Annotated in this window: 22 protein-coding genes; 18 read left to right on the forward strand and 4 right to left on the reverse strand. The window is 45.1% G+C overall.

The genetic code is table 11. The features are described 5' to 3' along the window. Positions 1-225: 225 nt before the first annotated feature. From MNQ98_RS11565 to MNQ98_RS11650, 18 genes are all read left to right on the forward strand, one after another. Entirely contained in the window at positions 226-1338 is a 1113-nt protein-coding gene (locus MNQ98_RS11565) for an amidohydrolase/deacetylase family metallohydrolase (RefSeq protein ID WP_241933295.1), read from the forward strand. Next, positions 1304-2407, forward strand: coding sequence for a DgaE family pyridoxal phosphate-dependent ammonia lyase (locus MNQ98_RS11570; protein WP_241933296.1), 1104 nt, complete (start codon positions 1304-1306; stop codon positions 2405-2407). Before MNQ98_RS11565 ends, MNQ98_RS11570 begins: the two co-directional genes overlap by 35 nt. 1 nt (position 2408) lies before the next feature. Next, positions 2409-3164, forward strand: coding sequence for a 2-dehydro-3-deoxy-phosphogluconate aldolase (dagF, locus tag MNQ98_RS11575; RefSeq protein ID WP_241933297.1), 756 nt, complete (start codon positions 2409-2411; stop codon positions 3162-3164). Further along, positions 3157-4173, forward strand: coding sequence for a sugar kinase (locus tag MNQ98_RS11580; RefSeq protein WP_241933298.1), 1017 nt, complete (start codon positions 3157-3159; stop codon positions 4171-4173). The genes dagF and MNQ98_RS11580 overlap by 8 nt, the downstream gene beginning before the upstream one ends. A gap of 9 nt (positions 4174-4182) precedes the next feature. Continuing rightward, positions 4183-4896: a GntR family transcriptional regulator gene (locus MNQ98_RS11585; protein ID WP_208914459.1), complete on the forward strand. Its 714-nt coding sequence runs from the start codon at positions 4183-4185 to the stop codon at positions 4894-4896. A 186-nt stretch (positions 4897-5082) separates the two neighbouring features. After that, entirely contained in the window at positions 5083-5781 is a 699-nt protein-coding gene (locus MNQ98_RS11590; RefSeq protein ID WP_241933299.1) for a CAP domain-containing protein, read from the forward strand. Positions 5782-5965: 184 nt separating this feature from the next. Next, the gene (locus tag MNQ98_RS11595; RefSeq protein ID WP_241933300.1) at positions 5966-6838 is read left to right on the forward strand and encodes a GDSL-type esterase/lipase family protein; all 873 of its coding nucleotides are present in this window, start codon (positions 5966-5968) and stop codon (positions 6836-6838) included. 24 nt (positions 6839-6862) lie between these two features. After that, the gene (locus tag MNQ98_RS11600) at positions 6863-7834 is read left to right on the forward strand and encodes an ABC transporter ATP-binding protein (RefSeq protein ID WP_241933301.1); all 972 of its coding nucleotides are present in this window, start codon (positions 6863-6865) and stop codon (positions 7832-7834) included. Then, positions 7827-8816 (forward strand): ABC transporter permease, encoded by a 990-nt coding sequence (locus MNQ98_RS11605; RefSeq protein WP_241933302.1) that lies wholly within the window; start codon positions 7827-7829, stop codon positions 8814-8816. The genes MNQ98_RS11600 and MNQ98_RS11605 overlap by 8 nt, the downstream gene beginning before the upstream one ends. Positions 8817-8899: 83 nt before the next feature. Continuing rightward, the gene (gene parE, locus MNQ98_RS11610; RefSeq protein ID WP_241933303.1) at positions 8900-10879 is read left to right on the forward strand and encodes a DNA topoisomerase IV subunit B; all 1980 of its coding nucleotides are present in this window, start codon (positions 8900-8902) and stop codon (positions 10877-10879) included. Positions 10880-10890: 11 nt separating this feature from the next. Beyond that, positions 10891-13350, forward strand: a complete 2460-nt coding sequence (gene gyrA / locus MNQ98_RS11615) for a DNA gyrase subunit A (RefSeq protein WP_241933304.1) — start codon at positions 10891-10893, stop codon at positions 13348-13350. A gap of 229 nt (positions 13351-13579) precedes the next feature. Continuing rightward, positions 13580-14158: a GNAT family N-acetyltransferase gene (locus MNQ98_RS11620; protein WP_241933305.1), complete on the forward strand. Its 579-nt coding sequence runs from the start codon at positions 13580-13582 to the stop codon at positions 14156-14158. Positions 14159-14419: 261 nt separating this feature from the next. Further along, entirely contained in the window at positions 14420-14842 is a 423-nt protein-coding gene (locus tag MNQ98_RS11625) for a MarR family winged helix-turn-helix transcriptional regulator (protein ID WP_208914448.1), read from the forward strand. A gap of 259 nt (positions 14843-15101) precedes the next feature. Then, a complete protein-coding gene (locus tag MNQ98_RS11630) occupies positions 15102-16121 on the forward strand; it encodes a LacI family DNA-binding transcriptional regulator (RefSeq protein ID WP_241933306.1) in 1020 nt (339 codons plus the stop codon). Between the two features lie 123 nt (positions 16122-16244). Then, a complete protein-coding gene (locus MNQ98_RS11635; RefSeq protein ID WP_241933307.1) occupies positions 16245-17234 on the forward strand; it encodes an ABC transporter permease in 990 nt (329 codons plus the stop codon). Positions 17235-17258: 24 nt separating this feature from the next. Next, positions 17259-18143, forward strand: a complete 885-nt coding sequence (locus tag MNQ98_RS11640; protein WP_208914445.1) for a carbohydrate ABC transporter permease — start codon at positions 17259-17261, stop codon at positions 18141-18143. A gap of 85 nt (positions 18144-18228) precedes the next feature. After that, the gene (locus MNQ98_RS11645) at positions 18229-19875 is read left to right on the forward strand and encodes a type 2 periplasmic-binding domain-containing protein (protein WP_241933308.1); all 1647 of its coding nucleotides are present in this window, start codon (positions 18229-18231) and stop codon (positions 19873-19875) included. A 55-nt stretch (positions 19876-19930) separates the two neighbouring features. Then, positions 19931-21289, forward strand: a complete 1359-nt coding sequence (locus MNQ98_RS11650; RefSeq protein ID WP_241933309.1) for a glycoside hydrolase family 30 protein — start codon at positions 19931-19933, stop codon at positions 21287-21289. A 193-nt stretch (positions 21290-21482) separates the two neighbouring features. Here MNQ98_RS11650 and MNQ98_RS11655 read toward each other — a convergent pair whose 3' ends face one another. The 4 genes from MNQ98_RS11655 to MNQ98_RS11670 all read right to left on the reverse strand — a co-directional run bounded on the left by MNQ98_RS11655 (position 21483) and on the right by MNQ98_RS11670 (position 25157). Beyond that, entirely contained in the window at positions 21483-22568 is a 1086-nt protein-coding gene (locus tag MNQ98_RS11655) for a lytic polysaccharide monooxygenase (protein ID WP_481856748.1), read from the reverse strand. Between the two features lie 352 nt (positions 22569-22920). After that, positions 22921-23649, reverse strand: coding sequence for an RluA family pseudouridine synthase (locus tag MNQ98_RS11660; protein WP_241933310.1), 729 nt, complete (start codon positions 23647-23649; stop codon positions 22921-22923). 3 nt (positions 23650-23652) lie between these two features. Next, a complete protein-coding gene (locus MNQ98_RS11665) occupies positions 23653-24516 on the reverse strand; it encodes a class I SAM-dependent methyltransferase (protein ID WP_241933311.1) in 864 nt (287 codons plus the stop codon). Between the two features lie 125 nt (positions 24517-24641). Continuing rightward, complete coding sequence (locus MNQ98_RS11670) at positions 24642-25157, reverse strand: GNAT family N-acetyltransferase (protein WP_241933312.1); 516 nt, start codon at positions 25155-25157, stop codon at positions 24642-24644. Positions 25158-25165 lie beyond the last annotated feature (8 nt).

A 25165-nucleotide genomic window follows, 5' to 3' on the forward strand; every position in this document is an offset into this window, starting at 1 on the left:
CAGCCCGCTCCTGACCTTTGGGATCGGGCTTCTCTTTTTTCACAGGATACATAGTCATCGCAGGAACGGTTTGCTCTTCAACAGTTGAAGGCAAGTCGTTTTTGTTATTTTACAGCTTGAAGGATAATGTGAAGAATTTCAAACATTATAATGTTTTGATTTACAATACGCCACTCCCGTGCTATCGTAAACATTATAACGTTATATCATAAAAAGGTGAGAACAGTGAATGAAAAATTCGTACTACGTCGCGTAAAACACGTAAACGGAGAAGAGATTGATATTGAGATCGAGAATGGAAAAATTGCCGGAATCACTTCTGCCGGAGAGGGATACGGAACGCATGTTGTGGATGGTTGCGGTGCCTATGTGTCCAGCGGTTGGATTGATATGCACGTTCATGCTTTTCCTGAGTTTGATCCCTACGGCGATGAGATGGATGAGATTGGAATTAAGCAGGGTGTCACGACGATTGTGGATGCCGGAAGCTGTGGTGCCGATCGAATTTCCGAATTGGCTGCACACAGAGAACAGGCAAAGACCCGAGTATATGCATTTTTAAACATTTCGCGCATCGGATTGGTCAGAATCGACGAATTATCGAATCTCGAATGGCTTGATCGGGAATTAGTCAAACAGTCGGTCCAAGCTCACAGTGATTTCATTGTAGGGTTAAAAGCGCGGATCAGCAGAAGTGTGGTTGGTGCAAGCGGGGTAGAGCCGCTCCGTATAGCTCGGGAACTTTCCTACGATACAGGGATGCCGTTAATGGTTCACATCGGATCAGGACCTCCGGATATACGGGAGGTAATTTCTCTCTTACAGCGAAATGATGTAATTACACATTACCTTAATGGAAAGAAGAATAATCTGTTCGATGCTGAAGGCAGACCCCTTCAGGAATTCAGCGATGCGATTGGCAGAGGGATTCACCTTGATGTTGGTCACGGTACAGCCAGTTTTTCCTTTAAAGTGGCTGAAGCAGCTAAACAGCACGGTATTGGATTGCATACGATCAGCACGGACATTTACAGGGGAAATCGACTGAATGGTCCAGTGTTCAGTATGGGAAATGTTCTTTCCAAATTTTTGTACTTGGGGTACTCCCTTGAAGAAACCATTGCTGCTGTCACCACACACGCAGCCGCTTGGCTGGGTAAACCGGAGCTTGGGCGAATTCAGGTAGGTGACCGTGCAAATTTGACACTGTTTACGCTGGACAATAAAACAGTCGAGCTCATCGATTCCGAAGGGGAACGCAGAGTTACGAATCAAGCCATTGAAGCAAAGGGAGTGATTGTCGATGGGGAATTCATTGAATGCGAAGTACGGTCTTAAACGGGTCATTAATGCCAGTGGACGCATGAGTATACTGGGGGTGTCTGCTCCGACGAATACCGTGATGGAGGCGATGAAGCAGGGCGGACAAAGCTATGTAGAAATTGCAGATTTAGTTGATAAAGCAGGCGATTACATAGCACGTATTCTCGGTTCAGAGGCAGCTGTCGTTGTAAACTCGGCTTCCAGCGGTATCGCGCTCTCTGTAGCTGCTATCGTTACACGTGGAAACCGCCGCCTAAGCGAACGTCTTCACCAGGAGGATATTTACAAAAGCGAGATTATCATTCTTAAAGGTCATAACGTGCAGTATGGAGCTCCCGTTGAAACGATGGTTTATTTGGGCGGTGGAAAGTTAGTCGAAGTCGGTTATGCCAATGAAGGCCGGACAGAACATATCGAAGATGCCATAACGGACAAAACTGCGGCTGTTCTTTATGTGAAATCGCACCATGCTGTCCAAAAAAACATGATCTCTGTAGAAGAAGCGTGGGAAGTTGCACAGCGTAAAGGCGTTCCACTGATTGTTGATGCGGCAGCAGAGGAGGATATCCAAAAATACGTGAAATACGCCGATCTAGCGATTTACAGCGGGTCTAAAGCCATCGAAGGTCCAACATCAGGAATTGTTGGCGGGAAGCGGACTTATATTGAATGGTTAAAGGTACAGCTTCACGGAATCGGACGCAGCATGAAGGTCGGCAAGGAGTCAACGTTTGGGCTGCTGCAGGCACTCGATGAATATATCGTCAAAAAAGATAACAGTGAGCAGGAAAAAGATGAGCTTCAGAAGCTGATCCCACTAAATGAAGTTCCAGGTGTGCGAGTATCGATTGTGCAAGACGAAGCCGGCCGAGCTATCTATCGCGCAAGGGTTCAGATTGATCCGGTTCAGACAGGAACAACGGCGAAGGAAATCGCGGAGGGACTCCAAAATGGAGAGATCGCGATCTACACGCGGGATTACGGTGTAAGGCAAGGTTATTTCGATATCGACCCACGTTCGCTTATGGGTGATGATATTGTTGTTATACAATCCAAAATACGTGAATTAGCAGGGGGAAAGTAATATGTCACAAATATCAAAGCGTTTTTATAGAGACCGTGTTGCATTGAATGTATTAACCAAAGGTATTGAGAACGCTAAAGACATATTTGAAGCGGCAGAGGGATATGTACTGGTCGGCGTATTATCCAAAGATTACGCTTCTGTTGAAGAAGCCGTAACTGCAATGAAAATGTACGGAAAGGAAATAGATGATGCTGTATCCATCGGACTTGGCGGTGGCGACAATCGTCAGGCGGCAATGGTAGCTGAAATTGCTAAACATTATCCTGGCAGTCATATTAATCAGGTGTTTCCAGCTGTAGGAGCGACACGGGCCAACCTGGGTGATCAGGATAGCTGGATTAACAGCTTGGTGTCTCCTTCCGGACGACCTGGGTTTGTAAATATCTCGACGGGTCCGATTAGTTCCACACATAGCGAACATGCCGTGGTACCGATTAAGTCGGCGATAGCTCTTGTACGTGATATGGGCGGTAATGCATTGAAATATTTCCCAATGCAGGGATTAAGCCGTGAAGATGAATTCCGTGCTATCGCGAAAGCTTGTGCTGAAGAAGGATTTGCGTTGGAGCCTACCGGTGGTATTGATAAGGAAAATTTTGAACCTATCCTCCGAATTGCTCTGGAAGCCGGCGTGCATAAGGTCATTCCGCATGTGTATACTTCAATTATGGACTCGGAAACAGGTAAAACCAATATTGAAGATGTTCGTGAACTGGTTGGAATTATGAAAAAGTTGGCGGATGATTATGCCTAAGAGAATTGCAGCTTTCGGAGAGGTTATGATGCGGCTCCAAGTGCCCGGATATGATCTGTTGTCACAGAGTAACATATTGAACTATACATTCTCCGGCACCGGCGTAAACGTTGTTTCCGCTTTGGCGCGCTTTGGGCATACAGGGCACCTCGTTTCCCGTTTGCCCGGAAATTCGTTAGGGGACGCAGCAGCAGCATATTTAAGAAAATTGGGCATTGCCTCATCTTTAATTCATCGGGGCGGCAATTATTTGGGAATGTATTTTTTGGAGAACGGTTTTGGCGTTCGGCCGAGCCGAGTAACGTATAGTAACCGCTTGGAGAGCAGCTTTAATACAGCTCTGGTCGGAGAGTATGATTATGACGATATTGCAGCTCAGATTGATGCAGTACATTTCTGCGGAATCTCACTGGCGATGAATGATGGTGTCCGTCATCATATAAAGTCTCTGGCCCGAGCTGTTAAGCAGCGTGGCGGAAGTGTAATCTTTGATTGCAACTACCGTCCCTCCCTTTGGGGGGAGGATGGGTATGTGAAGGCCAAACCGCATTATGAGGAAATGCTTCACCTCTCTGATATTGTCATTATGAATGAAAAAGACGCTATTTATACGCTTGGAATGGTTACAGAGAAAACGGATCGTAGAGAGCAGCTTATGGAGCTGATTCCTGCGGTTGCGAAGCAGTATCAGGTTCAAGTCATTGCAGGAACACACCGGTCCATCAACAACGATAATACGCATACACTGCGCGGATTTTTATTCAAGAATGAATGCTTCAGCTTTTCTGATCAGCTTACGTTTTCCGTCTATGATAGAATAGGTGCTGGAGATGCCTTTGCGAGCGGAATTATTCATGGTGAGATGGAAGGATTCCCACCGGAAAAGACTGTACGGTTTGCAGCGGCAGCCAGCATGCTGGCGCACACTGTGTCCGGGGATACTCCTATGGCATCGGAAATGGAGATCGTCCGGGCAATGACCGAATCTGTAGGCGATGTAGAAAGGTAGTGGAAAGTTGTGAGCTTATCCCGTAAAGATAGGCCCTTATATTTGCAAATCAAAAATATATTAAAGGATCGTATCCTATACGGCGTTTATCCGCTCGGAACCCAAATTCCTTCCGAACCTCAGTTGGAGAAGGAATTTGGTGTGAGCAAAATTACGGTCAGGGGTGCCATTCAAGAACTTGTTCAGGAAGGTTATTTGGAGAAGGGGAGTGGTAAAGGGACAAAAGTGATTCGTATTACGTCCACATCCAAACTATCCAAATGGAAACGATTCACAGAGATTCTGGTTGAAGAAGGACATCAGATTCAAAAGCAATGGCTACGTGCCGAAATGGAGCAGACCGAAGCGGGTACGGAGCCTCATCGTTTGTTTGGCGAGAGCTGCCTTAGGCTGGAGCGTGTGTATTTACTGGATGATGTTCCCTACATTTATTATACGCACTATTTGACAAATACGATCGGTGATTTGGATCTGTCGGATTTAAACGCCCAATCACTGTATGGCTTGCTGGAGGATCAGAACATCTCACTGGATAAACTGCGAGATGAGTTTGATGTGGCTGCTCCTCCGGAGCACATAGCGACGATGCTTCAGATCAGCACAGGAAAGCCGTTGTTGAAAAGATCGCGTTATTCCTATGATGAGCAGGGAAATGTGAGAGAATACAGTATTGGCTATTACAATACGGAGCTTCAAAACTACGTAGTAAATTACGAGGTGTAGTTAGCTCAAGCCGTAGTTAAGGCTATCTTCCAACGTTTTTTGTTGGTGGTTAGCCTTTTTTTGCGTTGCCCGCAAATTCATTTCCAAGATTTGAAGGGTGGCTTGAGGTTTCAAACATGTTACACTGTGTTTGCGGTTGATTACAAAAATGTAACTAATTTTTTTACTATAAGGAGATGTAAATTCATGAAAAAACCGATGATAAAAAAGATAGTTAGCACTGGTTTCGTAGCCGTTTTGTCCGTAGGTATTATGCTTCCTGCATCTGCATCTGCAGCAACACCGACAGAAAGTGCACAGAGCTGGCAGCAAAAGATCCAACAACTCTTGGAAAGTCAAGGCTGGGGTGGGAACTTAAATTGCGTTGTTCAAAAACCGGATTTCAAACCGCAACCGGAAAAACCGTCAACTCCAGCAGTGGAAAAACCATCAACTTCTACACCATCGACCAGTAAGCCTGCAGAGCTGGCACAGCCATCGAAGCCGTCAACACCTGCAAATACGACAGATAAATCTAATTTTGCAAGCCAAGTTGTAACTCTTGTGAATAAAGAACGTGCAAAAGCCGGTCTAAAAGCTTTGACTGTTAATGAAAAACTAACAGGTATGGCTGTAGACAAGGCTAAAGATATGAATAATAACAATTATTTTGATCATACTTCCCCAACCTATGGTTCTCCACTTGATATGATGAAGCAATACGGTATCTCTTACAGTTATGCTGGTGAGAATATCGCTAAGGGTCAGCGTACGCCGGAGGAAGTGATGAATTCTTGGATGAACAGTGAAGGTCACCGTAAAAACATCATGTCTCCTAACTTTACGATGATCGGTGTCGGTTACTATAACGGTTACTGGGTACAGGAATTCATCAGTCAGAAATAATTCAGATTATAGTATAAAGAGCAGGAGGGATTACCTCCTGTTTTTTTGTGCATGGATGTATTAAAGTCCAACTCATTTGCAAATTTCACATAGAAGTTTTATGTTTATGTACATATAGTCATGGAGTTGGCCGAAATACTATAGTAGAAGTTGTCATCAATCATTTAACCGGGGGAGGATCCTCTTGAATTCTTCAAAATGGATATGGCGGATTACCGCATCGGTCTCCGTCATTGTTACTATTGTTCTTTTTGTTGGTTTTATTTATGCCATTCAAGATATTAATTCGCCTCAGGCGGCTCCGTCTTCCGCTAAACCATCGGCTCCCGCTCAGATTGAGGGTGATACAGTTGTGAATACGCCCGAATCGGCACCAGAAAAGGACGCTGAAGCCAAAGTGCTTCCTCCTTTACCAGAACAATTAAAGGTCACTGCCATTGGAGATTCCTTGGCGAAAGGTACGGGCGACAATACGGGAAGTGGTTTTGTGCGCCGAAGCATTCAAATATTGAATGACAACGGACGCCAAAGTGAACTTCTTAACAATCTTGCTATTAACGGCTTGACCACAGAGGCACTTTTGCCGAAGTTGGAAGAAAAGGGCATACAATATGCGCTGCAGCAGGCAGACCTCATCCTTCTGTCTATTGGAGGCAATGACTTATTTAAGGGAAGCGGTCTGTTGGAGAACGCTCAGGCTGGCGAGGTCGAATTGGATCCGAAGCAGTTCATGGAGGCGGTGCCCCAGGCAACGGAACGCTTGAAACAAATTTTAGAGCAGATCCGGGTGATTAATCCAGAGGCGAGAGTTGTTTATATCGGTCTCTATCATCCTTTTTCAGACCTAAAAGAACTGCTTCTGCCTGGGAATATCGCTGTTTCAACTTGGAACCATGCGGCACAGCAAGTTGTGAATAGGGACCCTAATATGATGATGGTTCCGACTTTTGATCTGTTTCAAGGAAAACTGGATGTTTATTTATCCTCTGATCATTTTCATCCGAATAGCAATGGCTATCAGGCGATTGCTGAACGGATTTCGCAAGGCATCCTCTAGTGTGATGTGAAAGGAGTAGAAGGGATGGTCACAGATCAACAGCAGGACATTGTACTGTCAGTGCAGCATGTGAAAAAGAAAATCGGACGAAAATGGATTATACAGGACGTCACCTTTAATGTCAGGTCGGGAGAGATTTTCGGCTTTCTCGGACCGAACGGCGCGGGTAAGACAACAACAATTCGCATGCTGGTCGATCTCATAAAGCCTACAGAGGGAATCATCAAAGTGTGTGGCTTTGATGTGAACCGGCAGCAAGAGCAGGCGCTTCGCTATATCGGCTCTATTGTTGAGAATCCTGAGGTCTACACCTATTTAACCGGATGGGAAAATCTCGAACATTTCGCTCGTATGCAGCCGGGCATTGATGAGGATCGTATCCGCGAAGTTGTTGATATTGTCCGGATGGACAAACGGATACATGACAAGGTCCGTACATATTCGCTTGGTATGCGCCAGCGGCTTGGTATCGCACAGGCACTCTTGGGCAGACCGAAGCTCCTGATTCTGGACGAGCCGACGAACGGTCTGGACCCGAAAGGAATCAAGGAGATGCGGGAGTTTATTCAAAGGCTTGCCAGGGAAGGCTTGGCAGTATTCGTATCCAGTCATTTGCTCAGTGAGATCCAGCTATTGTGCGACCGGGTGGCGATCATAAGCCGGGGTAGAGTTTTAGCGGTCGGCGGCGTAGAGGAACTTATTTCAGGCAGCACGGGATATGTGGTGTGGGATTTGCATCCTGCAGATGCGGGTGATTCGGTTCTTCGGAAGCTGCAGCGCTGTGAAGTGATGGATAACCCGGAGGTATTGCTGGATGATTCAATACTCGCTGGAATGCCGCAGGGCGCGGTGGTTACCCGCATTCAAGAAGAAGACACGGCTTCTGCAGTAAAGCAGCTGGTTTCAGCAGGAGTGGAAGTCCGGGGCGTTAGTCGCATTAATCCAACACTGGAACAGCTATTCCTTCAGATGACGGAAGGTGAGAGCATTGAGTAACATACTGCCGCTTGTGAAGAACGAAACGATTAAAATCGTTAAGAAAAGACGTTTTTACGTAATTTTGTTGGTGCTGCTTGTTCTGGTGCCGATGTTTACATACGCGCAGATGAAGTCAGCAGAACGCAGTCAGGGTAAATTTAACGGAGACTGGCGTCTAGAGCTGCAGCAGCGGATTACGGATAACGAGAACTCTCTAGGGAGCGACAGGGTGCCGGAAGAGTGGAAGAGGTATCGACAAATATTTATCCAGCAGATGCAATATTATTTGGAGCATGATATCAATCCGAATGAGCCGAACGCTGTTAATTTTACCCGGGAATTTATGAACAACGCTGTGTCTTTGTTTATCCCGCTGCTTATTATGGCTATAGCTTCCGATATTGTTTCAGGGGAACGGACAACCGGTACGATCAAAATGCTGCTGACCCGCCCTGTGAAGAGGTGGAAAGTACTGCTCAGCAAGCTGATCGCCTTGGTTATGTTCGTCTCGCTGATCATTATGGCGACATTTATAATCGCATACTTGATATCCGGTCTAGCTTTCGGTTATAAAGGATTTGAGCTGCCGGTGTTTACCGGGTTCAAAATTGTAGGCTCAGACGTCGATATGTCTGCTGTTCATGCAGTTCCCCAGTGGAAGTATTTACTCATGCAAGGAGGACTGATATGGTTTGTCAGTCTGGCAGTGGCGATGCTGGCATTTATGGTGTCTGTGCTTGTTCGCAGTACAGCGGCGAGTATTGTCGTCATGATGGCTGCGTTGATTGCAGGTACGATATTAATGAATATGGCATCCGCTTGGAATAGCGCCAAATATTTATTTATGGTTAATCTGAAACTCACAGATTATTTAGCAGGAAATTTGCCTCCGATTGAAGGAATGACACTTAATTTTTCCCTTGGCGTTCTGGCGGTTTGGGCTGCTGTGGCAGTAATCATTTCATTCACCGTCTTTACGAAACGGGACATTTTGAATTAAAATGGACGAGGTATACAAAACATTTGTTTGCATTTTGGGGAGAAACAGCCCCGGTATAAGCGAAATATGAAGGAGGAGCATGAATGGTCGAACAGATCGATAGGTTTGCAGAGTCATCACAGAACGGCCCAGATGGCCGCTCGGGATACGATGCTGACGACATTCAAGTGCTCGAGGGCCTTGTTGCGGTACGCAAACGGCCAGGCATGTACATAGGCAGCACAAGCTCGTCAGGTCTGCATCATCTGGTGTGGGAAATCGTAGATAATGCGGTCGATGAGCATCTTGCGAAGTACTGCTCGAGAATAGACATCACTTTACACAAAGACAGTTCCATTACAGTATATGACAACGGTCGGGGGATCCCTACGGGGATGCATAAAACCGGTATTCCGACACCACAGGTCGTGTTCACGATTTTGCATGCCGGCGGTAAATTCGGCGGATCGGGATATAAAAAATCCGGTGGTCTTCACGGCGTCGGTGCTTCGGTAACGAACGCGCTGTCTGAATGGCTTGAGGTGGAAATATACCGTGATGGTAAAGTTCACCGTCAGCGTTTTGAATATTGGCAGGATAAAAAAGGTATTGAGCATGTTGGAGAGCCGGTAAGCGGGCTTGAAATCATAGGCAATACGAACAAGACAGGTACGAAGGTAACGTTTAAACCGGACGCCCGTGTCTTCCCTTCAGGAATTCAATTGAATTATGACACGCTTGCAGAACGGCTTCAGGAAATTGCATTTCTGAACTCGGGCCTGCGGATCGTGCTGAAGGATGAGCGCAGCGGTAACAACGATGAATTCATCTATGAAGGCGGAGCCAGCCAATTCGTTGAATTTTTGAACGAAGGTAAAGACGTTCTGCATGAAGTGATTCACTTTTATGCGGAAAAGGAAGAAGTTGAAGTAGAGATTGCTCTGCAGTATAACGCAGGATATACCGAAACGTTGGCTTCGTTCGTAAACTCAATTCCGACACGGGGCGGGGGTACGCACGAAACAGGCTTCAAAACGGCCTATACTCGTGTCATGAATGATTATGCCCGTAAGAACAACCTCCTGAAGGAAAAAGATAAGAATCTGGAAGGTAATGATCTTCGTGAAGGCATGATGGCTGTCATCAGCGTCAAGATGTCCGAGGTGGAGTTTGTTGGTCAGACCAAGGACCAGCTCGGCAGTGCTTCGGCCCGCAGTACAGTAGACAGTATCGTTACCGAGAAAATGCAAATTTTTCTGGAGGAGAACCCGCAGATTGCACAGACTCTCCTAAAGAAAGCAATACAAGCTTCCAGAGCCCGTGAGGCAGCTCGTAAAGCCCGGGATGAAATGCGTACCGGCAAAAAGCGTAGCGAAAGCTCCAATCTGGGAGGAAAGCTGACACCGGCCCAATCGAAGGATTTCACTCGTACCGAGTTATTCATCGTGGAAGGTGATTCCGCTGGCGGTTCGGCGAAGCAGGGACGTGACTCTAAGCTACAGGCGATTTTGCCGCTGAAGGGAAAACCGCTGAATCCGGAGAAATCCAAGCTTGCGGATATATTGAAAAATGATGAATACCGTGCAATTGTAGCTGCAATCGGTGCCGGAATTGGTACTGAATTTACGGCTTCAGACAGCAATTATTCAAAAATTATTATCATGACCGATGCGGATACTGACGGAGCACATATTCAAGTGCTGCTTCTTACGTTCTTCTACCGGTACATGAAGCCTTTGATAGATGCCGGCCGTGTCTACATCGCGCAGCCGCCGCTTTACAAAATTTCAAGTAAGTCAGGCAAGCTGCAGACAGTGAGATATGCCTGGAGCGAAGAACAGCTGGCGAATTACTTGAAAGAGTTCAAAACGTATGAATTGCAGCGCTATAAAGGTCTTGGTGAAATGAACCCTGATCAGTTATGGGAAACGACGATGAATCCGGAATCCCGGACGCTGTTGCAGGTTCAGATTGAAGATGCTGCGAAAGCGGAACGGCGGGTATCGACACTGATGGGGGACAAGGTTGATCCCCGGAAGCGCTGGATCGTTGAAAATGTCAACTTTGCAGAGTTTGAGGAATAGAAGGTGAAAGCATGAGTTTATCAGAACAATTTTTGCCGGCTTTTCTGGAAGAGATTGTGGGTGACCGTTTCGGCCGGTACTCTAAATATATTATTCAGGATCGTGCAATACCGGATGTCCGTGACGGCTTGAAGCCGGTTCAGCGGCGTATACTTTACGCCATGTATGATTCCGGCAATACGCCGGACAAGCCATATCGAAAGTCCGCTAAAACCGTCGGGGATGTTATGGGTAATTATCATCCTCACGGTGACTCGTCCATCTATGAGGGTATGGTCCGTATGGCGCAGCCATGGAAAATGGGACATGTTCTCGTGGATGGACACGGCAACTGGGGTTCTCAGGATGATGACCCAGCAGCAGCGATGCGTTATACTGAAGCGCGTCTGTCACCCATTTCGATGGAATTGCTGCGGGATATTGAGAAACGAACCGTATTGTTTAAGGACAACTTTGACAATACGGCGAAGGAACCGGTTGTTCTTCCTTCACGATATCCGAATCTGCTTGTTAACGGAACGAGCGGAATATCAGCTGGTTTTGCAACGGAAATTCCACCTCATAATTTACGAGAAGTGATTGACGCTTGTATTGCAGTCATGCAAAAGCCGGACATCGAGCTAAATGAAATTATGACCTTTATTAAAGGCCCTGATTTTCCGACAGGCGGCATCATTATGGGCGGAAGCGGAATTCAGGACGCTTACCAAACAGGTAAAGGCCGTGTTTACCTGCGTTCAAAGACTGAGATCGAGTCATTGCGGGGCGGTAAGCAGCAGATCGTTATTACCGAAATTCCTTACCAGGTTGTTAAAGCCCGTCTTGTAACAGCTATGGAGAACATTCGCCTTGAGAAAAAGGTGGACGGCATCGCCGAGGTAAGGGACGAAAGTGGACGTGAGGGTCTACGAATCGTTGTGGAGCTGAAAAAGGATGCGGATGCCAACGGTATACTCGCTTATCTGTTCAAAAAAACAGATCTGCAAATCACATATAACTTTAACATGGTTGCCATTGTAAATAAGACACCTCAGCAGCTTGGACTAAAGGCCATTATAGAGGCTTATATCGCTCATCAGCGCGAAGTTGTCACGTTCCGAACCCAATACGAGCTGGAACGTGCGGAAGATCGTGCTCATGTGCTGGAAGGGCTCGTGAAGGCTCTCAACATTTTGGACGAGGTAATTGCGGCGATCAAGGCATCCAAGAACCGCCAAGATGCACAAAATAACTTGCAATGGATGTTTGGATTTACTGAACGCCAAGCCGATTCAATCCTTACACTCCAGCTCTACCGGCTGACGAACCTCGAAATTCATTCACTCCAGAAGGAATTGGATGACCTAATGAAGAAGATCGAGGGTCTGCGTGCCATTTTGGACAATGACAAGAAGCTAATCTCCGTTATCCGTAAAGAGCTGATGGAAATCCGTGATAAGTACGGAATCGACCGTCGTTCACTGATTCAGGAAGAAGTGGAAGAAATCAAGGTGAATCTTGAGGTGATGGTTGCCGCTGAGGATGTACTGGTGACACTCTCCAAGGACGGTTACATTAAGCGGACAAGCATGCTATCATTTACACGCTCAGGCGGTGAGCCTGATAGCTCGGGAGTCAAGGAAGGCGATTACGTAACCCGTCTGCTTGAGGTTAATACCCTTGATAACCTGCTGATCTTCACGCAGAGGGGACAATACTTCCTACTACCGGTTCACCAAATTCCGGAATACAAATGGAAGGACGCCGGTACTGCGATTGTGAATGTCATTCAGCTTCCGAAAGAAGATGAGATCGTCTCAGTCATTCCGGTATCCAGCTTCGAAGAGGAAGGGAAGACTCTCGTGTTTGTTACCCGGCATGGTCAAGTGAAGCGGACGGAGCTGAAGGATTACGCCACCAAACGGGCAGGGGCTGTAGCGGCCGTGAAGGTATCCGGTGATGACAGTGTGCTTACGGTAGAGTTAAGCGATGGCAGTAAGGACATTATGTTAATTTCTAAAGAAGGCATGAGTATTCGCTTCCGTGAGCAAGAGGTTAATGCGATGGGCCGCGTTTCCGGCGGTGTAAGAGGCATTCAGCTTCGTGATGGAGATGAAGTGATGGCCGCTCTGTGGGTCATGGAGGATGAAGGTGAGATCCTGACCATAACCGATCTTGGATACGGAAAACGTACCTTGCTACTCGACTATCCGACCCAAAGCAGAGGCGGAAAAGGAATCGTCACATTCGAATTTAAGGAAGGCAAGCGGGTAAAACCGAATGGAAGCCGCATAGCCGGAGCTTTCTATTGCCGGGAACCGCTACACATTATTGCATATAGCCTCGAAGGAACTGCTTTTGCTTTTGATTCAGAGAAAGCTCCGATTAGCGAACGCAAGTCGATTGGGAAGCTGCTTGCCGACGTGGGCAAAAAAGGTGAAATCACAGATTTAATTCTGTCACCAGAACTGAAGCAAACTTCGACGGAATAACAGTAACTGAATAATGGCTACTTTATGATTAGAAGTCTTCAAAGACATCCGACTCTCCTTGAGAAACGGGTGTCTTCTTTTGTGTTATAAGGTCAGCCAGATTCTGGTTGGCCTAATAACACGAATACATCTAATAATCTAAGATAAGAAAAAGATGAAATAAACATCATAGAAAATCAAGACAGAATAACTTATATAATATGTATCAATTGTAGGAGAGGTGAGTTCGATGATAATCAAGTGTTTTATTCCATTTCCTATATTAGAAACAGAAAGATTAATTCTTCGTTTAGTTGAGGATAGAGATGCGGAGCAGTTATATGAAATATTAAGTGATGCTGAGGTAGCAAAATTCGATTATTTTTACCCCGTAACCTCAAAGGAACAAGTACTGAAATTTATAGAAAGATACAAGAAAGAAATAGAGGAAAATGAAGAAATCACATGGGGGATTATATTAAAAGAGACAAATAAATTAATCGGGACATGTTGCTTGGGAAGTTTTAATGAAGGAGCTAGAAGGGGAGAACTTGGTTATGACATCGCTCAAGTAAAATGGGGTAAAGGATATGCAACAGAAGCATTAGAAGCAGTTATTGATTATGGGTTTGATATTATGAATTTGAATAGGATTGAAGCTACAATCACACCTGGGAATGATGCATCTGTTAAAGTATTGAGCAAGCTGAATTTTATTCAGGAGGGAGTAGTCAGGGAAAGGGATTTGATCAAAGGGAAACTAGAGGATGGAATAATGATGTCCATTCTTAAGAGAGACTATATAAAAAAAGACAGATTGCTCGATTGAGCGATCTGTCTTTTTTTGCGGTGTTCATGGTGAAGAGTCGCGGCTCTTGTCGAAAGTGTGAGATGTCTGAAAAAGCTTGTCATTACAGGCTTAGCGGCATTTGTCGTATGCTTAGAAATTATATTTTTTAACGAAAATAGCAGGAAAAAGAGGTTGCTGGCACGAAAGTTAATCATATAAAATACCGGAATTTCAACGTGTTGAGTCTGTCATCATTTAAGCGGAACAGTTGTATTTTTCTCAGAGAGGAAGGGGTTAACGATGCATACGAACGAATTTGCAAAAGTATGGTCCAAGCTGGCTAAGGATTATAAACTTCATATGGAGAATGGACTTGCGCCTGCTTTGACCGAAGCCCAGCTCACAGTGCTCGAAGTGTTGGAGGAGCAAAAGAGAATGAAGCCGTCTGATTTTATACCTTATCTGGCAACGAGTCCGGCTGCGGTAACGATGCTGCTTGACCGGATGGAGAAGAATGGTCTGATCATCCGAGAACGTGATGAAAAGGACAGACGTATTGTATGGGTTACGATCTCAGATCGAGGACGTCAGGAAGTATTACGGGGAATACAGGTTAGAGAGGATTATTTGTCCCATGTATTAAATCGGATCTCGTCCCATAATCAGCAGCTTCTTGTATATCTTCTCGGGAAAGTTAGCGCTGCTCCCCAGGAAGCAGGCTAAACAAGAGTTATATGCTAAAAACCTGTTCCTGCCTGCAAAGGCAGGAAGTTAAAAAGGGGTTGTCCAACAAGTAGTTTTTTACTACTGGGACAGCTCTTTTTCCTTAAGAATCGCACAGAATAGCCAAGAAAATTCTCCTAGGAGTTATAAGTGGAAAAAATTATTTCATGTTTCTCTAAAAAAGCATTGTACTGAAAACGTTTTTATGCTAACTTATGTTTATAAATAAAAACGTTTTTATAGTAAAGGGCGAATTGATATGGGAAAGGTAACCATCAAAGACGTTGCAAGAGAGGCGGGGGTCTCCATTTCTACGGTTTCCAATGCATTAAATGATGTAGATGTATTGAATCCGGAGACAAAATCACATGTACTGAGCGTAGCGAAGCGATTAAATTATGTTCCGAACTTAAACGGAAAACTGTTAAAGTCGGGGAAGACCAAGATGCTCGGTTTCTTTACAACAAGCGTATCGGGGCCGTATTTTTATATACTGGTTGAATCTATGTCACGTGAATGTGATCGTCTTGGTTACGGATTGAATGTTTTTGTTACGAAGGATAAGCAGGTCATAATGAGTAATATTTTGGGCGGGCGTGTGGATGGCGCCATTATATTTGAAGAATTGCAAATCAACCCAAAAGACATTGCTGCCATGGAAAAAGGTAAAATTAAAGCGGTTTTTCTGGATCGTGTTGTTCAAAACGAGACGATGGGAAGCATCATTTTTGACTCCTATATAGCTGGTTATGAAGCAACCAAATACCTGATCAGCCTGGGACATAAGAAAATTGCCTATATCTCTGGCGTGGATACGATGTTTGATAGCGTTCAGCGGAGGGAAGGATATTTAGCTGCACTGCGTGAGTTTCAGTTGCCGATTGATGGAGACTATATCTTGCAGGGTTATTTTGAAGAAGAAGGTTCCTATAATGCCGTCAAGTCGTTCCTTCACCTACACCCTGGAAAAGTGCCGAATGCTTTTTTGGCCGGTAATGACGTGAGTGCAATTGGATGTATACGGGCATTGAAATCCCATGGATATGAAGTCCCACAAGACATTAGTGTAGTAGGTTTCGATGATATTGATATCGCGCAGTATTTTACACCGCCTCTAACCACCGTAAGAAATCAGATTGCGAGACAGGGAATGTTGGTCGTTGAACATCTGGTTCGTATGATTCAGAAGAAAGAGCAAGGCAAGGTTCAGAAATTGGCGGGTGAGCTTGTTGTACGTGGTTCAAGTCATGTAAAGATCGAACGGAATGATCCAGTATAATTAGGAAATATGATCATTCCGGATATGCTTTTTTAATGAAATGAGATATTTGGGCATTATTTTGGCCAAAAATAAAAACGTTTTTATTGTTTGGTTTTTAAGTTCTAAAAGGAGGCGAAGCAGGTGAGCAAAACAGCTACAGTTCATTCAACCGGCACAGGAACGGTTCAGCCAACCGGAAAAAAGCCGAGGGGGCAAAGAGTGAGGGAATTCTTGGTTGATTATAAGCGACAATGGGAGCTTCAATCAATGATCCTTCCAGGCATTATTTTTATGTTTATCTTTTGCTACGTACCGATTTACGGTTTGACGATTGCTTTTAAAAACTATACCGTCATTGATACGTTGGATTCCGCTCCATGGGTTGGCCTGGACAATTTCAAAATTATTTTATCCGACAAATATTTTTGGGACTCTGTAGTCAATACGCTGGGAATCAGCTTTCTGAAATTAGCGATCGGATTTGTCATTCCGATTATTCTAGCGATTATGATTTATGAGGTAAGTATGGGACGGTTCAAAAAGTTCGTACAAACCATCTCATATCTGCCGCACTTTTTATCCTGGATCGTTTTGGGTGGTATGCTGATTACCTGGTTCTCGACATCCGGATTGTTAAACGAAATTCTGCTCAGCTTAGGGTTAATCTCGCAGCCGCAAAATATTTTACTGGATCCGAATAAGTATTGGTGGATTGCAACGTTATCGGATATTTGGAAAGAGGCTGGCTGGGGAACGATTTTGTACTTGGCAATTATGGCTAAAATTGATCCTACATACTATGAGGCCGCTAAAATAGATGGTGCAAGCCGGCTCAGACAAATTTGGAATATCACGATTCCTAATATGAAGATGATTATCAGCTTGAATCTGATACTAACTGTAAGCGGTTTACTCGGCTCGAATCTGGACCAAACCTTAGTCTTGATGAACTCGCAAAACCGGGAGAAAGCCGAAGTCATCAACTCCTATGTATATCGTATGGGGATGACACAGGGTGACTTCTCTTATGCTACTGCCGTTGGTTTAGGTGTCTCCATTGTGTCTGTGATTCTACTCGTTACGGCCAATAAAGTAACCAGCAAATTAAATGATGATCAATCCGTCTTATAGGTCATACAGAGAGGAGGTATTACGGTGAATTTGAAAGCAGCTAAAGGGGATCTGGATAGTCGAATCTTCGATACCATCAATATCATTTTGCTGGTTATGTTCACAATTATCATCGTTGTGCCATTATGGAATGTTATCGTTTCATCCTTCAGTTCGGGCAGGTCCCTTGCAGAAGGCGGGTTTATATTTTGGCCTACTGAGTTTTCTCTGGAGAATTACGAGGCCGTATTTAGGGATGCAAGCATATGGCAGGCTTTCTTTATCTCGGTTGCCAAAACCGTGATTGGGGTGGCTACACACGTATTCTTCTGTGCCATGGTTGGTTACGGTTTAAGTAAAAAGTACGTACGCGGCCGCAAGTTCTATGTCACGATGGGTGTTATCACCATGTTTTTCTCAGGCGGTATGATTCCGACCTATTTATTGATCAAATCACTCGGTCTATTAAATAGCTTTTGGGTTTATATTATTCCGGCTCTCTTAAGTTTCTATGATGTAATTATTCTGATGAACTTCTTCCGAAATGTGCCGGATTCACTGGAAGAGTCAGCGAAGATCGATGGCGGGGGAGACTGGAGAATTTTCTTAAGTATATTCATACCTCTTTCCATGCCGGCCATGGCTACTATTGCGTTATTTAATGGGGTCGGGCAATGGAATGACTTTATGACAACTAAATTATACATCACGGATCAATCACTCTATCCTTTACAGATGATGTTGTATGAAATTATCGTGCAGTCACAGACGCAAACCATGCAAAATATTGGCTCGGTTGCGATCGAGACGACTACAAAAGGGGTCCAACTAGCAACAATTGTCGTTACGACTTTGCCGATTGTTGTGATGTATCCAATACTTCAAAAGTACTTTATCTCTGGAATGATGCTGGGGGCGGTCAAAGAGTAAAAATTTCATTTTGAGATGGAAAGAGAAGACAAACATTTATGCAGGGTCATGAAGTAAGCGCTTTTATTAAAGGGAGGGTTACAGGATGATTAAGTTGAACAAAGCTTTTGGCAAAAAGGGGTTCACACTTCTTACAGCATTGATGGCTGTTGTATTGGTTGTTAGTGGTTGTGGATCGGGCGGTGATTCCGGCTCGAAGAAGGAAAACTGGATTTCAATAGAAGATCGTTATACACCGGATCCAGAAAAACCGGCTTGGCAGCTGGATAAAAAAGAAGAGACGACAGACCTGACTTGGTACGTGAATGCCGATTGGTGGAACACGGATTTTGGCAAGGATGTTGTAACCAAAAAAATCAAAGAAGATTTGAACATCAATATCAAATTTATTACAGGTGACGACACCAAATTGAATACGTTTTTTGCCGGCGGCGAAATGCCGGATTTGATCACGACATTTGATGCCAATTCCCCGGTTGTGCAAAAAGCGGCTACATGGGCGCTGTCGTTAAATGATCTTGCTGAGAAATATGATCCTTATTTCAACAAGGTTGCAGCACAAGATACGATAAACTGGTTCCAGTTGAAAGATGGCAAGACTTACGGATATCCGAACTATTCCAATACTCAACAAGACTATGATAGCGGTAATATCCCTGCGAAAACCGCGTTTATCATTCGCAAGGATGTCTACGAAGCTTTAGGTAAGCCTACCATGGGAACGCCGGAACAATTTCAGGCTGTTCTTGGCGACATCAAGAAACAATTCCCTGCGCTGATTCCTTTTGGATTTAACTCCGTCGGTCAAGGCACCGGATCGCTCGGCGATGCGTTACAGGATTTCATTGGGGTACCGCTTGAAGATGAGAACGGCGGATTCTACAATCGCAACCTGGATGAAGATTATTTATCCTGGGTGAAGACATTAAATAGCGTATACAGAAACGGAGCTATTAGTGATGATAGCTTTGCGGATGACGGAACAGCTTTTGAAGAAAAAGTGAAAGCAGGCAAATATGCAACGATGCTGTTAGATGGAACGCCGCAACAAGGCGGTAATCTTCAAAGCTTCTTCAGTGGGAATAAAGGCAAGGAATACATCGCTATTGATGGACCACAAAGTACGGTTGGAAATGCGCCGACCTTGAATCAATCTGGTATCACGGGCTGGATGATTAGCTTTATCACTAAAAATAATGCAGATCCTGCCAAATCCATTCAGCTCTTCACGTACTTGTTAAGCGAAGAAGGACAAATGCTGATGAACTATGGTATTGAAGGCGAGACCTATCAAGTTAACGCGGATGGTGCAGTTGAGCTCTTGCCTGCGGTGAAGGATCTTCAATTGAATAATCCGGATACTTTTAAAAAAGATTACCGTATGGGTGAATTCATGTTCTTTGGTCATGACCGTCATAAAGCGCTAAGTGGAGATGCATTCCCGGATGCAATCAAGCAATTGCAAGAGTGGGGTAAAGGGAAATTGAAACCGCACTTCATTCTGGAAAATATTAAACCTGACCAAGGGACTCCTGAAGCCCGTGCCTTAAGCGCCATCGATACCAAATGGAATTCAACACTGGTAAGTATGGTTCGTGCCAAGGATGATGCTGGATTCGACAGTGCCCTGAATGAATATAAGGCATTCCTGAAAGATAATAACTGGGATAAAATCGTGGAAGTTCGCAATGAGAAGATGAAGTCAAACAAGGAAAAGCTGGGGCTGAAATAAAGATAAGTTTCATCACGGGATAGGAAGCCAAAAAGAAACCTTGGAGGGAAACAGCATGCTGAACATTACAATCTATCAATCAAATGGTGAAGAAGAGTTATTCGTAAAGAAAACGGTGCAACAATTATCCTCTGTATCTCCGAAAGCAAAGATGAATACGGTCACCATTGATGAGGACCAGACGTATCAGGAGATGGACGGCTTCGGCGCATCCTTTACGGATTCCTCAGCTTTCTTGATTCATCAAATCTTGGAACCGGAACAGAGAGCGGAGCTCATGACAAACTTATTTGATCCGAAGGATGGGATCGGCTTGTCGGTATTGCGCAACCCGATGGGAGCGTCCGATTACGCTCGGGACTTTTACAGTTATAATGATTTACCGGCAGGTGAAACCGATGTGGAGTTAGAGCGGTTTTCGATTGCACACGACGAAGAAGATATCATTCCACTTCTGCAAGAAGCTATACGTTTAAATCCTGAAATCAAGCTGATGGGTTCACCTTGGAGTCCACCGGGGTGGATGAAAACAAGCGAGTCAATGATTGGCGGGGAACTGAAACAACAATATTATTCGGTTTATGCGGGCTATTTTGTACGATATATTCAGGCGTATGCCGTTAGCGGTCTGCCGATATATGCCGTCACTCCACAAAATGAGGCGCTGTATTCTCCGGGTCATTATCCCGGCATGATCATGCTACCCGAGGCGCAAAGTGAATTTATTAAAAATCATCTGAAGCCGCAATTCGTCAAGCACAATATTGATACCAAAATCTTCTGCTATGATCATAACTGGGATGAGCCAGACTATCCTCGGACGGTGCTGAAGCAAGCGAATGCGGAGGTAGATGGTGTTGCATGGCACTGGTATGGCGGAATGCCATCAACGCAATCGGAGGTTTTTGATGCTTTTCCTGACAAGGAGGTTCATTTCACGGAAGGATCAGGCGGGGAATGGATTCCACCGTTTGAACAGGCTTTTTCCAATGTCATTCGAACAGGGATTGAGATTCTTAGAAATTACAGCAAGTCCCTTGTATTGTGGAATATGGCATTGGATGAGAAGAATGGTCCAACCGTACCAGGATTTGGAAACAGCACCTGTCGCGGTATAGTGACAATCAATCAGCAGACCAAGGAGCTTACGTATACGCTGGATTATTATGCGCTGGCACATTTTAGCAAATGTATACGTCCGAAAGCGTTGCGCATTGCATCTTCCTCAAGTAATGATCTCATTCGTTCAGTAGCTTTTAAAAATACAGATGGATCGATGGCAATCGTTTTGTTTAACGATGGTCAGGAGTCAGAGAATGTGGCTTTGAAGCTGCAAGGAGCAGATATTTTAAGCTTTCAACTAGAGTCTAAAAGTGTAATATCTATTATGATGCAGGGTGATTATTCAGCATAAAAAGGACATTACCATAGCATAAAAGAGCACCGATAAGGGGCTGTCCCAAAGCAGTTTTTAACTGCGAGGATAGCTCCTTTTTCTTATAAATCATTACGCTAAAAAGCCCTCTGTTCCATCAGCTCTAAAATGGCTAAAGATCAGAGGGCTTCTTATTTAGATCAAAGATTATGTAAATCGTTTTACAAGCGTACTATTTCAAAGACCACAATGCGGTCACATTTGTTGGCTCCCATCCGACAAGTGAGGTATGTGGCTGGAGGCACTCGTAAGTGTTACCGTTGTAAGTGACCAACGCTCCGGTTTGATAAGCTGTATTGGCTGCCCACTCCGCTGCGCCAGGATTGGGATTGGTTGGGCTGGAAGTAGTCGTAGCGCTTACACTATTACTAGCTGTAGACACGTTACCGGCTGCGTCTTTTGCTTTTACCGTGAAGGTATAAGGTGTATTTGCAGTTAATCCAGTGACTGTATAGCTAAGTGTAGAGCCAGATACGCTACCAACCAGCGCAGTCCCGCTGTAAATGTCATAGCCGGTGACGCCTACATTATCATTCGCTGCATTCCAAGCCAGCGACACGCTGGAAGTTGTTGTACCCGTAACACTCAGACTTGTAGGAGCTGTTGGTGCCTGTGTATCGCTGCCATCTCCACCTCCGGAATTATTCAAATTTACGTCAATCACTTGGTAGAAAGCGTTGCCTGTGTCGGCAATTTCCCATACGCCGAGGATCAGGTTGTAACCACTGCGATCTGTCGGTACGTTGCATGTGTGCGATACTGTGACATCCGGTTTCTTGCCGCCGTCATCGAAGTAACAGAACAGCTCCAGATCAGCGCGGGCGAGAGGTTTGCTTGAGTCCCAACCTTTCTTCGTAATGTAATATTTCCATTCCTTAGTCGCATGATTTGCAGTTAAATGCCAGGTGAATGTGTTGGCTCCGCCATTCATGTCTACTTTTGCCCAGCGGGTTGGTGTTTGCTCGTACAACTCAGGAAAAGCGCCTGCACCTGTAATCTGACCGTCAGCAGGGCCAGCAGCCGGGAAGTTCCCTGGGGCTTCCAGCGATTGAGGCTCATATTGGATACTTCCGCAGTCTGTATTTGCGCCGCTCTTGCACAGAACAGCACGGCTTGTAGGAGATTCGATATATCCGTGGGCCGAGGCGCTGCTCGAAAAAATCATCATAGCAGCAATAAACATGAATGAGAAACCAAGAACCATGTACAGTGGCTTCAAATGAAAGCGCTTGTAATTGTGACCAGACGTAAATGTCATTAACAAAACCTCCCTGGATTATAAAAATTTGCTTCAAGTGAACATCATCTTACTAATATGTATACAGTTGTGATATCACCTCCTAGAAATCTATGAGTTGTAATCCTGCTATATAAACTCTACTAGAGTCTATACCATACCCAACATACCCAACTATGGATTCATTTGGTATTTATAATAACTATTTTTAGATAATCACTAAAAAATGTAAAGGGGAAATTTGTCTTTCTGAGGGAGACAATCTTGTAGTATAGAGTGAATAATGATGTGGAGGGAAATATGTTAACACATTAAGCTGCATGTCAAAAAAAGCCGAGATCCATGAAACGGATCTCGGCTTTGTATTGATTTATCAATAGTTTTTAATCTCTCTGATCAAACGGCCAGAAGGGAAGAGATTCCACGGATGCAACGTCGGTGGCATGGATTCAATCCTAATTTCTTCCTTGCTCACAGGATGCGGGAAACCGACAAATACCGACCATAGTGCAATCTGTTGACCTGCCTTATTAAGGCCGTTGCCATATCTTTGATCACCGTACAATGGCCAGCCTGCATGGCTTAACTGAACACGAATCTGATGAGGTCTCCCTGTATGAAGCTCCACTAGAACGAGACTCATACCGTTCTCAGTCGCAAGCACCGTATAATCGAGTATCGCTTCCTTGGAGCCTTCTGTTCCTTTAGGGACAACGCGAACCGTGTTGCTGCGGCTGTCTTTGTACAGCGTATCTACCAGTCTTCCCGAAGGCTGCTTGGGCTTGCCATGCACTACCGCTGCATACAGTTTGCGGAAGCTTCTGCTGCGGACAGACTCCGATAAGCGGGAGGCCGCTTTGGAGGTTTTGGCAAATACCATAGCACCACCGACAGGTCGGTCCAGTCGATGTACGAGTCCAAGGTATACGTTACCTGGTTTGTTGTACCGGACCTTGATGTCATCTTTAAGAATCGTGAGCATATCCGGATCACCGGAGGCATCCTCCTGTGAAGGGATGTTTACGGGCTTGCTGACTCCAAGCACATGGTTATCCTCATAGACAATCGGTACATCAGGATAATTGGCTTTCTGATCATTCATACTCTACGACTCCCAGCGTCCCAAAATTCCACAAGGCAGATTAAGTCCGGAGTTGGTGATCGGCAGGCCAATCTCACCCGCGCTGATGCTGCCGCCGTATCTTGGCTGCATGGTCATGGACAGCATATTTTTAAGTACGGTAGGTGAAATACCCGTTGTATAGGAGTTAATCAGCATGAAGAGCGGATTATCTGACAGGATATCGAGGCAGCTTTCCAAGAATGGATACAGGCTTTGCTCGAGCTTCCAAGTTTCTCCGCTTGGACCCCGGCCGTAGGATGGGGGATCCATAATGATAGCTTCATACTTGTTTCCGCGGCGCTGCTCACGTTGTACGAATTTGAACACATCATCCGTAATGAAGCGGACAGGGCGGTCTGATAGACCGGACAAAGCCACGTTTTCCTTCGCCCACTGTACCATGCCTTTCGCTGCATCTACATGAACTACCTGTGCGCCAGCATTGGCTGCAGCAACGGTTGCTCCTCCAGTGTAGGCGAACAGATTGAGGACACGGATTGGACGACCGGCGTCTGCAATTTTGTTCATCATCCAGCGCCAGTTAGCAGCTTGCTCGGGGAAAAGACCAGTATGTTTAAAGTTCGTTGGACGGATGTGAAATTTAAGCTGGTCATAGGAGATGCTCCAACGTTCAGGAAGTTGCTTCTTCATGTCCCAGTTTCCGCCGCCTGACGAACTGCGGTGATAATGGCCGTGAACGTTTCTCCATACTCCGTTGTCATTGTTGAGCGGCCAAATAATTTGCGGATCCGGGCGGCGCAGAATAACATCACCCCAACGTTCGAGCTTTTCTCCGCCCCCGGTATCTATAACTTCATAATCTTTCCAATCATCAGCTACATACATGTTGAAAACCATCCTTCAAATTGTCATTTAAGCTTTATTGTACAACATTTACCGCGGACATTGCCACAAATCTGGTTACGGCGATGATCGATGAGGGACAGTCGTTATCGATTTTGAGAAGTAAGTCATTCCAAGTCCAAAAAGGCGTCGGAATAGCGGAGCTCACCCTTGAGACTTTTTAGAGCACCTTCCTCTATTTCGGAAACCATAAAGACCTCTTCTGGAACTTCAAACTGTTTCAATTGAAAGCCGTAACGACCAGCCTTAACAAAACCGAATTGCGGATAATACGAAGGATGCCCGATCAGAAATACTAACGGAATGTTGAATTGCTGGCATCTGTTCAGAGCTTCTCGGATTAACGCCCCGCCAATCCCTTTACGCTGTAAGGTCGGCTCCACAGCGAGAGGAGCAAGGCAGGCCACTCGATATGACTGATCATCGTCTAATACTTCAGCTACGCTGAGCATGATGTGCCCGGTAATGTGTCCATCCGTCTCGGATACTATGGACAATTCCGGAATAAAGATTACGGAGCTACGGATACGTTCAACAAGTCGAGGCTCGGCCTCACTCTTAAACGCGCTTTTTAGCAGTTGTTCCACTTGGGAGTAATCTTGGATTTCTTCTGTTCTTATCATAGTTATGT

It is taken from the genome of Paenibacillus sp. N3/727, assembly GCF_022637315.1.
Taxonomy (GTDB): Bacteria; Bacillota; Bacilli; order Paenibacillales; family Paenibacillaceae; genus Paenibacillus_AQ; species Paenibacillus_AQ uliginis.